The organism is Rhodanobacter sp. B2A1Ga4, assembly GCF_018101315.1.
Taxonomy (GTDB): Bacteria; Pseudomonadota; Gammaproteobacteria; order Xanthomonadales; family Rhodanobacteraceae; genus Rhodanobacter; species Rhodanobacter thiooxydans_A.
Genome location: NZ_JADBJR010000001.1, coordinates 1,658,636 through 1,672,387, shown reverse-complemented (window position 1 = coordinate 1,672,387; position 13,752 = coordinate 1,658,636). Strand labels below are relative to the sequence as shown.

Sequence of the window (13,752 nt, the reverse complement as noted above, 5' to 3'; positions counted from 1 at the left end):
GTGATCGGCAGGACCGGGATGCTGGCGTATTACTTCGATCTGGCCCTGCGCGGTTGCCGGCGCAGCAAGGCCTTGACCGCACTCGTGGTGGTGTTGATGGGTTGCGGCGTGGCCACCTGCATGGTCACCTTCGCCGTGTTCCGCGTCGCCGCGGCCGACCCGATCCCGTGGAAATCCGGCCAGCTGTTCGTGCCGCAGATCGACAACTTCGGGCCGGCGCACAACTGGAAGGGCGAGCCGCCGATCCTGCTCAGCTACACCGATGCGCAGGCACTGCTGCACGCGCGGCAGGCAAAGCGGCAGGTACTGATCTACGGCAGCAAGTGGACGGTGCTGCCGGACGACGCGCGGCAGCAGCCGTTGCCGCAGGAAGGCGATGCAGTCAGCAGCGATTTCTTCGCGATGTTCGACGCGCGCTTCCGCTACGGCGGCGGCTGGTCGGCCCATGACGACGACCAGCGCGCGGCGGTCGTCGTGATCAGCAGCGCGCTCAACCAGAAACTGTTCGGCGGCGCCGACAGCGTGGGCCGCGAGATCAACCTGGACGCGCACGTCTACCGCATCGTCGGCGTGCTGGACGAGTGGGAGCCACGCCCGCGCTATTTCGACATGGCCAGCACGTTCTACGCCTTCAGCCATCCGCGCCAGCTCTACCTGCCGTTCAGTCGCGCCATCGATGTGCGGAAGGCCACCACCGGGCAGTTCTATTGCAGCACGAATACCGTCGATCCCGACCTGCCGGACTGGAGCAGCGTGCTGCGCAGCGAATGCGCGTGGATCGTGGCCTGGGTGGAACTGCCCGCGCGTGCCGACGTGGCGCGTTACCGCGACTGGCTGCGCAACTACGCGGCCGAGCAGCAACGCCTCGGCCGCTTCGCCTGGTCGCCGAACACGGGCTTGTCCAACGTCGGGCAGTGGCTGCACGTGATGAAAGTGGTGCCGAAGTCGTCGGCGCTGTCGCTGATCGTCTCGGTGAGCTTCCTGCTGATCTGTCTCGTCAACGTGGTCGGCCTGATGCTGGCCCGCTTCATGCGCCGTGCGCCGGAGATCGGCGTGCGTCGCGCGCTGGGCGCGTCGCGCGGGGTGATCTATCGCCAGTTCCTGGTCGAGGCGGCGGTGATCGGGTTGGCCGGCGGTGTGTTGGGCCTGCTGCTGACGGCGCTGGGCATGGCCGGCATCGGCAAGGTGTTCGAGCCGGAGCTTGCCCGGCTGGCGCGGCTGGACGCGTCGCTGTTGCTGCTGACCGTGCTGGTCGCCGTACTCGCCAGCCTGATCGCCGCGCTGTATCCCACCTGGCGCGCCGCCCAGGTGCAACCGGCGTGGCAGCTGAAGGTGAACGGATGAGCGCAACCATGCAGCTGCGTCCGATCCTTGCCGCGCTGCGACGGCACAAGATGGCCACGGCGCTGATCGTGCTGCAGATCGCGCTGACCCTGGCGGTGGTCAGCAACGCGCTGTTCATCGTCAAGACGCGGGTGGTGCACCTGTCACGCCCGAGCGGCACCGACGAGGCGCATCTGTTCGCAATCAACAACCAGTGGATCGGCCAGCCGGACGTGCCGCATATCCACGCGCAGATGCAGGCCGACCTGGCGACCCTGCGCAGGTTGCCGGGCGTGCGCGACGCGTTTGCCAGCCAGGCCTATCCAATGGAAGAGGGCGGCGGCGGGCTGGTGCGCATCAAGCATCAAGTCGAGCAGAAGAAGCTGCAGCTGGCGCTGTCCTATTTTGCCGATGAACATGCGATCGACACGTTCGGCATCGCGCTGGTGGCCGGGCGCAACTTCCGCGCCGACGAGATCGCCATTCTCGGCCCGTACGACAAGGTGGTGCCGGCGGTGATCATCATCACGCGCGACCTGGCCCACAAGCTTTTTCCGGGCGGCGCGGCGGTGGGCCAGCGCGTCTATCTCAGGGACGACGGCTCGAGCACCATCGTCGGCGTGGTCGACCGGTTGCAAGGCAGCTACGCGGGCAGCAGCACGCGATCGATCGATGAGGATACGGTGCTGCTGCCGGCGCGTTACGCCAGTGCCGACGACGGGGCAGCCTATGCCGGCGGGGTGGTCTATCTGGTGCGTGCGCAACCGGGCCGACTGGCCGCGTTGCTGCAGTCGGCGCCGGCGGCGTTGCTGGCGCAGAATCGCATGCGCCTGATCAGCCCGGAAGACGGCGTGGTCACGCTGACGCAGGCACGCACGAAGGCTTACGCCACCGATCGCGGCGTGGCGATCATGATGGGCGCGATGTGCGTCTTGCTGCTGCTGGCGACCGCCGGCGGCATCGTGGGACTGAGCAGTTTCTGGGTCGGTCAGCGGCGCCGGTCGATCGGCGTGCGGCGTGCGCTGGGCGCCACGCGCGGCGACATCCTGCGTTATTTCCAGGCCGAGAATGCGCTGATCGTCGGCATCGGCACCGTGCTTGGCGTGGCGCTCGGCGTCGCCGCGAACCTGTCGCTGATGGCGCACTACGAACTGCCGCGGATGCCGCTGTGGGTGCTCGGCGTCGGTGCGCTGGTGCTGTGGTTGCTTGGCCAGCTGGCCGTGCTCGGCCCGGCCCGCCGCGCCGCCGCGGTGCCGCCGGTGGAGGCGACCCGTTCGGTGTGAACAGGATGGGTGATGCAGGGCGGGCACTGCCCGCCGCTCTCCGACAAGGCACGAAGCAAAAGCTGGTGGGCAGTGCCCGACCTGCGAAACGGCGCTGAAACGTCGCGCGTCTGCTGTCGGCAGTTCAGTCGATGCCGAGCTTCTTCAGCTTGTAGCGCAGCGCGCGGAAGGTGATGCCGAGTTTGCGCGCGGCGGCGGTCTTGTTGTAGCGCGATTCTTCCAGCGCCTTGACGATCGCGGTGCGCTCGAGGTTGCTGATGTAGTCGTCGAGGCCGCCGTTCGCGCTGGCGGGCGCCGCGACCGGCGCTGGTGGCTGGCCCGGTATCGTCGCTTCCTGGGGCGACCGCGCGCTGCGCTGCGGCAGCATCAGGTCGGCCGCCTCGATGGTGCTGCCGTCGCACATCGCCATCGCGCGTTCGAGGATGTTCTCCAGCTCGCGCACGTTGCCTGGGAACTCATACGCGTCCAGTGCGTCGCGAGCGGACGGCGACAGCTGGCCGACGCTTTCGCCGCTCTTGCCGGCCAGCGCCTTGAGGATGAACGTGGACAGCTGCGGCACGTCGCCGCGGCGCTCGCGCAGCGGCGGCACGCGCAGCTCGATCACGTTGATGCGGTAGAACAGGTCCTGGCGGAACTGCCCCTGCTCGACCAGCTGGCCGAGGTTCTTGTGGGTGGCCGACAGGATGCGCACGTCGACCGGGATCTCGTCGCGGCCGCCGATCGGGCGCACCGCCTTTTCCTGGATTGCACGCAGCAACTTCACCTGCATGTGCAGCGGCAGCTCGGCCACCTCGTCGAGGAACAGGGTGCCACCCTGGGCAGCCTGGAACAGGCCTTCCTTGTCCGCGCTGGCGCCGGTGAAGCTGCCCTTGCGGTGGCCGAAGAACTCGCTTTCCATCAGCTCGGACGGGATCGCGCCGCAGTTGACCGGTACGAACGGACCGCTGGCGCGCGGGCCCTGCTCGTGGATCAGCCGCGCCACCAGCTCCTTGCCCACGCCGGATTCGCCGGCGATGTAGACCGGCGCCTGGTTGCGCGCCAGCTTGCCGATGGTGGCGCGCACCTGCTGCATGGCCGCGGAGTCGCCGATCAGGCGGTCGCTGGAGTCGCCGGTTTTCGCCGCGGCGGCGCCGTTGCGCCTCTCCTCGGCCAGGCGCAGCGCGGTGCGCACCAGCCCGCGCAGCATCTGGATGTCGACCGGCTTGGAGACGAAGTCGAACGCGCCGGCCTTCAGCGCGTTCACCGCGGCGTCGACGTTGCCGTAGGCGGTGATCATCGCCACCGGCATGTCGGGGTGTTCCGCGGAGATCAGCTCGATGATCTCGTGGCCGCTGCCGTCGGGCAGCCGCATGTCGGTGAAGCAAAGGTCATAACTGCGTTCGGCCAGTGCGCGGCGTGCCTCGGCGACGGTGCCGACGGCGTCGACCTGCAGGTCCATTCGCCCCAGCGTGATGGTCAGCAGTTCGCGGATGTCGCGTTCGTCGTCGATGACCAAAACGGTCTGGGGATTCATGGCACGGCGCGTGGCAAACGATACGACAGAGAATACCCGGCCCCGGCCCGGGGGGCAAAGGCCGGCCATGCCGCAGGCGGCTGCCCACAAGCCGGTCGCGGGGGCGTGCGGCAGGCGCTGTCGGGCGGGTGGATCGTTGCCGCAGCCGCGATGCCGGATGGTGCGAAGGCAGTTTCAGCGTGGCTCACGGAGCAACCGGGGCTTGCCATCGGCGCCGCGGTCGATGCGGATATCGTAATGCCTGCCGCGGAACGCGACGTTCTTCAGGGTCAGCGAGCGCCACGCCGGCGGAAGTACCGGCGCATACGCCTCGACCAGACCGTCGTCCTCGATGCGCAGGCCGCTGAGGCCGTAGACAAAGCTCTGCACGAAACCGGCCGAGGTCGCGAGGATGTAGCCCGCGTTGTTGGCGACGGTTTCCGTGCGCACGTTGAACGGCGGTTTCAGGAAGCCGACCAGGTTGCGCTGGATCCACTCGCCGGCGGCCTTGTCGTCGCCCAATTCGGCTGCGCCGACGGCGAGCATCACCATCATCATCTCGTTCGGATCGTCGCCATGCACCTTCAGTTCGTGCAGCTGGAACGCGAAGTCGTTGCGGCGCCCCTGCGGCGACATCGGCAGGTCCAGGTTCGGATACATCAGCCAGGCCAGCGACGAGCCCATCCAGGTGATCTTGTCGTGCGGCACCGAGGCGTCGAAGTCGAGATGGCGCTGGTTCTTCTCGTCGAACGGGATGGTCATCTTTGCGGCGATCGCGGCCCACTGCGGATCAGGCGTTTCGCCGACGAGCTTGGCCGCCTTGATCGCGATCTGCAGCGACTTGCGTGCCGCGGCATTGGTGAACGAGTCGTTCGGCACGTCGTCGTAAGCCTCGTCGGGCGAGGTGACGTGGTGGATCTCGTAGCGGTCCTGGCCCTTGTCGTACGTGACCCGGCTGACCCAGAACTGCGCGATCTCGCGGATCACCGGCCAGCCATGCTGCTTCAGCCAGGCATCGTCGCCCGTGGCGAGGTAGTACTGCCACTGCGCGATCGCGATGTCGGCGTTGACGTGGATCTCGCGGAACACGCCGTAGGCGAAGTGCGGCGTGTTATCGACGCCGGTCTCTGGATCGGCTTCCCACGGGTACATGGTGCCCTTCACGCCGTACTGCTTCGCGCGCTCGCGCGCCGGCTGCATGGTGCGTGCGCGGAACATCACGATCGGTTTGGCGCGCTCGGGATGCAGCAGGAGCAGGGCGGGGAATACCCACGAATCGCTGTCCCAGAACGCGTGGCCGGCGTAGCCCGGAGTCAGCGCGCACGCGCCCATCGGCCAGGCCGTGCCGACCGTGGAGTTGGACAGCAGGTAGTACAGGTCCGAATGCACGGCGCGCTGCACGTCCGGATCGCCGTCGACCACGATGTCGGACTTCCACAACTCGTGCCAGGCGGCCTGGTGTTCCGCAAGCAAGGCGGTGAAGCCCTTCTGGCGCGCGGCGATGGCCAGCGCCACGTCGTCGCGGGCGTCGCCGCCCCAGTCCTGCCGGGAGGCGGCGATGTACTTGGTGAAGGTGTAGGTCCTGCCCTTTTGCACCTTGGCGACGAGGTTGAGCGACAGCTTGTACGGGCCTTTCTCCAGCTTCACGCTTTCGATCGCGAGACCCGGCGGCAGCCCGATCGCTGCCGCCTCGGCCATCGTCAGGCCGTGTTCGGCGCGGCCGTCCAGCCACAGCGTCAGCGCCTTCGTGTCGCCGTCGCTGGCCAGTACGCGGGTGTAGCCGGGGTACCACACGGCGGCGCGGTCGGGCGTCGGCACCGGCTTGTTGTCCAGCGTCTGGCCGCTGGCGATCACCGCCGCGATCATCTCGTCGCCGGTCATGCTGGCGATCGGAAAGCGCGGCGCATGCTCCGACCACAGCCGGATCGGGAAAGTCAGCTGCACCGAGCCGTCGAACTGCGGCGTGATGGAGAGTTGCGTCGCCGCCAGATGGTTCGAAGCCTGGCTGACGAAGGTGGTGACCTTGATGTCGGTCGACTTGTTCGCGTAGTCGAAGCGGTAGCTCGTGGTGAGCGTGCCGTCGTGCATGTCCAGCGTCTGCGCGTAGTCGGCGAAGATCTTCTTGTCGATGCGGGTCGAATTGAGCCAGCCGCCGCCGGGGTTGTAGTCGATCTCGCTCCAGCCGGGGATCGCGGCAGGGCGTGCGATGTCGCCGGGTTTGTAATCCATGAACGCGACCATGTACGCGCGGTTGCCCTCGGTGCCGCGCACCGAAGTCATCGTGGAGAAGTAACCGTTGGCCAGGTAGCTGGGGAAGTAGCTGTCGAAGTTCGCCGTGGTGCCGGTGAGCAGGAAGCTCGGGTCGGTGGCGGCGGGCGCGGGTGTGGCGAGTGCGGCGGCGAACAGGAACAGGCCGGCGAGGGTGGCGTGGTGTGGCTTCATGGTCGCTCCTGGCGGTGGGCTACTTGGCGGCAAGTCCGATCGCCGGCGGCGCGTCGACGCCGGCACGGTCGGTCTCGCGCTTGAACAGGAACAGCGTGACCAGGATCAGGCTCATCGGCAGCAGCGAAAAATAGAACGCGTGGATGCCGTCGAAGCTGGCGAACACCCGGGCAGTGATGTACGAGCCCAGCGTGCCGCCGAGCGCGGAGAACACCACGATCAGCCCGGTCATCGCTGCGTGCATCGGCTTGGGCAGCGAACTCAGCGCCACCGAATTGATCACCGGGTAGATTGGCGCCATCAGCAGGCCGAGCAGCGGGATCAGGTACGCCGCCAGCGGCGCGTCGAACCAGCCGACGTCTGGCCGTGCCACCACGCCGCGCGCCAGTGGCAGCACCACGACCACCAGCACGCCCATGCCGAGCACGCACGCATTGAGCAGCACGTACCAGCGTACCCGCTTGAGCACGACGCCGGCGCCGATGCGACCCAGCGCGGTCATGCCGGCGAGGATGCTGGCGAACTGGATGCTCATCGCGTTCGGCAGCTTCAGGATCTCGTTGTTGAAGGTTGGCAGCCAGGTACCGAAACTCTGCTCGATCAGCACGTACAGGAAAGCCGAGGCGAGGAACACGTAGACCAGCGGACGCACGAACAGGCGCAGCATCTCCATGATCGCGTCGGTGAAGGAGTTGTTGTGCCCCTGCGCATGCGCGGCGCTTTCGTCCAGGGTACCGGTGGCCAGCAGCGCGATGGTCAGCGCACAGGCGCCGGCGAGCAGCCAGTACACGTTGAACCACGCCGGGTCGCCCGGTTTGGCTGGGTCGATGAAGGCGCTGAAGACCCAGTTGCCGGCCAGCACGCCGACCATGAACAGACCCTCGATGGTGTTGGTCAGGCGCGAGTGCGCGGTGCGGTCGGCGGTGAGCAGGCCGATCGACGAATACACGGCGACCTTGGTCAGCGCGAATGAAAAACCCACGCAGGCGAACAGCAGCCGCGTGGTAGGGAAACTGGGGTAGAGCGGCATCAGTACGCAGGCGCCGCCGACGATGGCCAGCGCCAGCATCATCGAGCGCCGGTAGCCGAACATCGGCAGGAACGAGGCGACCAGGAACGAGGTGGCCGCGATGGTGAGGTCCTTGTAGCGTTCCAGCGCGCTGGCTGCGGGCTTGTCGATGCCGAAGGTGGCGATCGACTGCAGGATCACCGTGCCGACGCTGTTGAGCAGGATCGCGAAGATCATGTAGATCAGCGCCAGCGCGACGATCATGCGGATTCGGTTCATGTCGCCTCCGGCGGTACGGCGTCGCACTACGGGAAAGACGCGGTCCGGATCCCCCTGAAGGCTCGATCCGGACCGCACCACGCAACAACCTCAGGTTCAGAACAGGTACTTCACCGTCAGGTTGACCTCGCGGCCTTCCATCGGGCGGGCCAGGATCACGCCATCGGTACCGGCGGCGGAGCCGAAGATGCGCGAGTTGCTCTCGGTCAGGCCTAGTTCGTTGGTCATGTTGGTGCCCTGCAGGCGGATCTGCCAGCTCTTCTGCACGTTGGCGACGATGCCGAAGTCCCAGGTGTCGTAGCTGCCCAGCTGTTGCAGGGCGGACTGGTCCTGGGTGTGCGGGCCGACGTGGGTGTAGGTCACGAAGGCGGTAATGTCGCCCCAGTCGAACGGTACGCGATAGCTCGGCGTGAGCATGTAGCGCACCTTCGGCTGGCGCTGCAGCTGCTTGCCGTTGATGCCGATGCACTGGGTGGAGCCGCTGACGAGGTCGGTAAACAGGAAACAGGAGTTGTTGTGCGTGTAGTGGCCGTCCAGATAGTTGGCGACCACCTGCAGCTTGAAGTTCTCGAACGGCGTGACCGCGCCGGCGAGGTTCACGCCCTTGGAGTCGGAGCCGTACAGCGCCTGCGCGCCGACCGGCACGCCCTGGCCGTTGGTGGGCTGGTAGGTCAGGCCGTTGAACTGGCGGTGGTACACGCTGATGTCGGCGTAGAACAGGTCGGACTGGTACTTGAAGCCGCCCTCGAAGTTCTGCACCTTCTGCAGCGGCGGGGTATTGCCGGTGGTGTTGCCGCGCAGCGCGTTGTCGAAGTCGCCGAAGTGCGCGCCCTTGTTGGCGCGCACGTAGACGCTCATGTTGTCGGCCAGCTCGTAGTTCACGCCGACGGTCCACGACGGGTGGGTCTTGTCGTAGCGGGTTCTCGCGTAGGTGCCGTTGCACGTCGGCACGCTGTTGTCGTACAGCGTGTTCGGGTTGCCGTCGAGGTCGATGTTGGTGAGGTTGCACACGTTGTTGGTGGCGTTCTCGTTCTCGACGCGGCCGGACGCGTCGATCAGCCACTTGCCGATGCGCCACACGTCGGACAGATAGAACGCCTTGTTGGTGGCGCTGCCGTGCTGGGCGATGTTGTAGCCGCCGTAGTCGAGGAAGCCCTGGCCGTCGGTGAGGTACTTGGTCTGGCCGTTGTCGACGTAGCTGACCTTGATCGGCTGTGCGTTGGGCGTGTTGGTCATCAGCATCTGGTTGCCCAGCGCCCACTTGTCGTCCATGGTGTAGTGGGTCAGGTAGAGGCCGGCGGTGAGCGTGTTGCCCTCGAAGAGGTCCTTGCTCAGGCGGAAGTCGTTGCTGATGTTCTTCAGGTGCTTGTGGATGTACCACCAGCCCTGGTGGATCACGCTCTGGTTCGGGTCGACCATGCCGCCACCGTTCACGTAGCTGGCGCTGGCCGAGCCGGCGGGCAGGTTGAAGGCGCCCATGCTCGAGGTATTGGTGTACAGCATGTCGTTCATGCTGCCGGGGTTGTTGCCCGAGAACAGCGCGTTGGTGTCGACGTCGCCGCCGTCGAGCAGGAACTTGTCCGACAGGTTCCAGCCGTTGCCCAGGTCGTAGTCGAAGTTGCCGCCGAAGAAGCTGAACTTGGTGCCGCGGCCATTGGCCAGGTTGGCGTCGGTGCCGCCGCCGGGGTAGCCGGGCAGGTGCACGTGCTGGATCGCCTTGCTGTAGTAGGTATCGGTCAGCGGGTCGAAGCCGGGGTAGGCGCTGAACTGGTCGGTGCCGTGCTGGAGCAGCGGCACCGGCGTGATGAACTGGTTGCGGTCGTTGAGCTGGCGCGCGTACAGGGTCATCGTGCCGTTGTCGCTGTCGTGGCTCAGCGTGGCGGTGAGCTGGCCGCCCTTGTCCGCGGCGAACTGCGGGTCGCGCACGCCGTCGGAGGTGCGCCAGAAGCCGCCGACGCTGCCGTACCAGCTCTCGGCGATCGGGAAGCCGAAGAAGCCGTCCACGCGACGCAGGTTCTCGTTGCCGTAGGTGACGCCGACGCTGCCGCTGGGCACGTCGGTGCCGGTCTTCAGCATGAAGTTCGCGGTGGCGCCGATCTGGCCGTCGCCGAACACCACCGACGGGCCGCCCTGCAGGATCTCCACGCGGTCGACGGTGTCGTCGAGGCGGAAGATCGAGGTGGTCTCGAAGAACGACAGCGTAGGCATGCCGTACAACGGTGAGCCCATCAACTGGGTGCTGAAATAAGGCGCGTCGCCGCCGCCCGGGAAGCCGGCGATTTCGATGTTGGCGCCGGTCTGGCCGCCGGTGGATTCCGGCCACATGCCGGGCGAGATCTTCAGCAGGTCCGCCGTGCTCTTCGGGTTGGCCATCTTGATCTGCTCGGCCGAGGCCGTGGTGACCGAGTAGCTCGTGTCGATCTTCTTCAGGCCACCAGTGGCGGTGTTGCCGGTCACCACCACCTGTTCGAGGGTCTTGGCCTTGGCGGCGTCGGCCTTCTGCTGGGCCGCGCTCTTCTTCGCCGGCGCCTGGCTGGCCTGTGTCGACGTGGTGTCCTGGGCCATGACGGCGCCGCAGAACAGGATGGCGGCGATCGCCACCGGAAGACTCAGTCTGGACAACTGTTTGTTCTTCATTTCCGTCACTCCCCACCTTTGGATTGGATTGTTTTAGCCGCGCAGCTCATGCCGGCTGCGTGGAACGGCCGCTCACGCGATGAAACGGCTGATGTCGAACGCGGCAATGTCCGGCAGCAGCACATCCGCCTTGTCCAGCTCCTGCGCGCGGCCGATGCCGACCGCCGTCATGCCCGCCGCGTGCAGGGCGGCGATGCCCGCCGCGGCGTCTTCCACGCCGAGGCATTCCTGCGAACTCAGGCCCAGCCCGCGCGCCGCCGCCAGGAAGATCTCCGGATCGGGCTTGGAGCGGGCGATGCGGTTGGCGTCGACCACGCAGTCGAACAGCGCGGCGATGCCCAGCCGAGCCAGCAGCTGCGGCGCGTTGCGGCTGGCCGAGGCCAGCGCGGTCTTCAGCCCGGCGCGACGCACGGACTCCACGGCGGCGCGCGCGCCGGGCAGCAGGTCCTGCGGGCCGAGGCGTTCGATCAGCTCGACGTAATGGGTGTTCTTGCGTGCGGCGAACGCCTCCTTCTCCGCCTCGCTGTAGCAGCGCGGCGCCTGTTCCAGCAGGATGTCCAGCGAACCGCGACGGTCCACGCCCTTCATGCGTCCGGCGGTGGCTTCGTCGAGCGGCGCGCCGATCTCGTCGGCCAGCTGCTGCCATGCCGCGCGATGCAGCACGGCGGTGTCGGCAAGCACGCCGTCGAGATCGAAGACCACTGCCTTCAACGGCGGCAGCGGTGCGGCGAAGCCCGCGCACGGCAGGCGCAACGGCTGGCCGGCACGCAGGCGTTGCGGCAGGCCGTCGTGCAGGAAGGTGAGCGCGCTGCCTTCGGTGAGCGTGTAGCGCACGCCGTCGCCGTCGACTTCGACGCGCAGGTGCGTGCCGCGCCAGCGCAGGCCGAAGCGGTAGCTTTTCCAGGCCGCCGGCAGCCGCGGCGCCAGCGCGGGCAGGCCGTCGTGTACGCGCAGGCCGCCGTAGCCCCAGGTCAGCGCCAGCCAGCTGCCGGCCATCGCCGCCATGTGCAGGCCGTGCGCCGCGTTGCCGTGCAGATCGTCCAGGTCGACGCGCAGGGTGTCGCGGAAATAATGGAATGCCTTGTCGGCATGGCCCACCTCGGCCGCGATCACCGCGAAGGTGGAGGCGGACAGGGTCGAGTCATGCGCGGTGACGCCTTCGTAGTAGTCGAAGTTGCGCCGCTTGGCGGCCACGTCGACCTGCTCGCCGGCCAGCATCAGGGCCAGCAGTGCATCGGCCTGCTTGCATACCTGGTGGCGGTAGATGGTGAGTGGGTGCATGCGCAGCAGCAGCGGGCGCTGGTCTGTCGCAGTGGCTAGTTCGGCGGGGAGCCGAGGCTTGTCGAGGAAGCCGTCGTCCTGCGGGAAGATGCCCAGCGCGGCGTCCACCGGCAGGTACATCGCCTGCGCCGCGGCCCGCCACTGCGCCGGCTCGTCGGCGTCGAGGTCGATGCGGGTGGTCAGCGCCGCATACTCGGCCGGATGGCTCAGCGCCATCCATTCGGCAGTGGCGGCGGCGTCGCGCAGGTGCCGCTGCGCCATGCGGTTGGTGTAGTGGTTGTTGTCGACCAGCGCGGAGTACTCGTCCGGGCCGGTGACCTCGTGGATGCAGAACGCGCCGCCGCGGCGCGGATTGAAGTGGCCGATCTGCAGCCAGATCCGCGCCGTCTCGAAGATCATCTCGGCGCCGCCTTCGAGCATGAACGCCTGGTCGCCGCTGGCGTCGACGTAGAGGCGGATCGCCCACGCCACCGCGGCGTTGATGTGGTATTGCGCCGAGCCGCCGGGGAAGTAGGCGGAGCATTCGTCGCCGCTGATCGTGCGCCAGGCGTACAGCGCGCCGCGCAGGTGGTTGAGTTCGCGCGCATGCCGGCGCGCGTGGCCCAGCGTGCGATGGCGGTACGCCAGCATGGCGCGCGCCAGTTCCGGCGCCAGGGTGACCAGCGCCGGCAGCATGAAGGCTTCGGCGTCCCAGAAGTAGTGACCTTCGTAGCCCTCGCCGGTGAGCCCCTTGGCCGCGGTGCTACTGCGGCCGTCGCGGCCGCTGGACTGGAACAGGTGGAACAGGTTGAGGCGCAGCGCCTGCTCGGTCGCCGGGTCGCCCGCGATGGCGAGGTCGGCCTGCGCCCAGAAGCCGGCGAGCACTTGCGTCTGTCGTTCGAGCAGGGCCGGGTAGCCGAGCGCGACCGCGGTGGCCAGGGTGGCCTCGGCGCGAGCCGGCAGGGTCTCGGCGGCATCCGTGGCAAAGGGTGCGGTGAAGGCGTAGGCGGCGTACTTGTCCAGGCTGACCGTCTGGCCCGGCGCGAGCATGCCGGCGTAGACCTGGCTCACGCCGTCCGCGGACTCCCGCGCGTGGCGGAAGGCAAGTTCCGCGCCGTGCACGTGGTGCTGCACGCAGGCCAGCCGGATGCCGCTGTGGCGGGTCTGCTGGCCGACCCAGGCCGAGCCCTCGTCCGCCTGGGTGGCCCAGCTGACGAGGCCGCCGGCGAGGCGGGTGCCGATGCGCGGGTCGTCGCCCTGGCCGGTGGCCTGGCGACCGGTTGCGATCGATGATTCCAGCGTGATCGGGCCGTGGTAGTCGAGCGAGCGCACGCGGTAACGGATCGCCAGCAGCCCGGCCTCGGCCAGACTGACCAGGCGCTCGGCCTCGATCTCCAGCGTGGCGCCCTGTGGCGAACGCCAGCGCAGGCGGCGGCGGTAGCAGCCGTGGCGCAGGTCGAGGTTGCGCTCGAACTGCAGCCATTCGCCCTGGTCCAGCCGCACCGGCGTGTCGCCCAGGCGCAGCCGGATGGGCGTGGCGTCGGCGACCGGGATGCGCGTGTCGGTGTGGCTGGCGAAGCCGGGGAAGCGTTCGTGGTACTCGATCGGGGTGCGTTCCCACACCCCGGACAACAGGCTGGCCTGGCTGGCGCTGTCAGCCTCTTCCAGGTTGCCGCGCACGCCGAGCGTGCCGTTGGCGAGGGCGAACAGGCTCTCATCCTGGGCAAAGCCAGCCGGGTCGGTGCCGTGGCGAACCAGCAGCCACGGATCGACCACGGTCTGCGCGTCGGGCATCCGGGCATTGGAGCTGGCTGCGGCCGTCGTCTGGTGATCCAAGATAAATCTCCCCTGGTTGCGCGCATGGGCTGTCCCCACCTGGCCGGGCAGAGCTTGGCATCAAATGATATCGGTATCAAGATATCGATATCATTTGACTTGGCGAGCCTGTGTCGTCGCCGCCGAGCCTGCCGGCAAGGGCCGGCGGGTGCGCTGTCGGCCGGTGGGCGGCGAGCTTGCATCGGCAAGGC

7 protein-coding genes are annotated in these 13,752 nt (G+C 67.8%); 2 read left to right on the top strand and 5 right to left on the bottom strand.

Annotation, left to right across the window (positions count from 1 at the left end; translation table 11 throughout):
- The first annotated feature begins 18 nt into the window (after window positions 1-18).
- Both IMW82_RS07870 and IMW82_RS07865 read left to right on the top strand, forming a co-directional pair.
- A complete protein-coding gene (locus tag IMW82_RS07870) occupies window positions 19-1,344 on the top strand; it encodes an FtsX-like permease family protein (protein ID WP_211004323.1) in 1,326 nt (441 codons plus the stop codon).
- A complete protein-coding gene (locus tag IMW82_RS07865; RefSeq protein WP_211004175.1) occupies window positions 1,341-2,606 on the top strand; it encodes an FtsX-like permease family protein in 1,266 nt (421 codons plus the stop codon). Before IMW82_RS07870 ends, IMW82_RS07865 begins: the two co-directional genes overlap by 4 nt.
- A 124-nt stretch (window positions 2,607-2,730) precedes the next feature.
- Here the strand turns inward: IMW82_RS07865 and IMW82_RS07860 are convergent, their stop codons facing one another.
- The 5 genes from IMW82_RS07860 to pgmB form a co-directional block, all read right to left on the bottom strand.
- Window positions 2,731-4,119 (bottom strand): sigma-54 dependent transcriptional regulator, encoded by a 1,389-nt coding sequence (locus tag IMW82_RS07860; RefSeq protein WP_211004174.1) that lies wholly within the window; start codon window positions 4,117-4,119, stop codon window positions 2,731-2,733.
- A 174-nt stretch (window positions 4,120-4,293) separates the two neighbouring features.
- Window positions 4,294-6,540 (bottom strand): glycosyl hydrolase family 65 protein, encoded by a 2,247-nt coding sequence (locus tag IMW82_RS07855; RefSeq protein WP_211004173.1) that lies wholly within the window; start codon window positions 6,538-6,540, stop codon window positions 4,294-4,296.
- 19 nt (window positions 6,541-6,559) lie between these two features.
- Complete coding sequence (locus tag IMW82_RS07850) at window positions 6,560-7,828, bottom strand: MFS transporter (protein WP_234411279.1); 1,269 nt, start codon at window positions 7,826-7,828, stop codon at window positions 6,560-6,562.
- A gap of 96 nt (window positions 7,829-7,924) precedes the next feature.
- Window positions 7,925-10,465, bottom strand: coding sequence for a TonB-dependent receptor (locus tag IMW82_RS07845; RefSeq protein WP_211004172.1), 2,541 nt, complete (start codon window positions 10,463-10,465; stop codon window positions 7,925-7,927).
- Between the two features lie 72 nt (window positions 10,466-10,537).
- The gene (gene pgmB / locus IMW82_RS07840; protein ID WP_244754173.1) at window positions 10,538-13,561 is read right to left on the bottom strand and encodes a beta-phosphoglucomutase; all 3,024 of its coding nucleotides are present in this window, start codon (window positions 13,559-13,561) and stop codon (window positions 10,538-10,540) included.
- Between the last annotated feature and the right edge of the window lie 191 nt (window positions 13,562-13,752).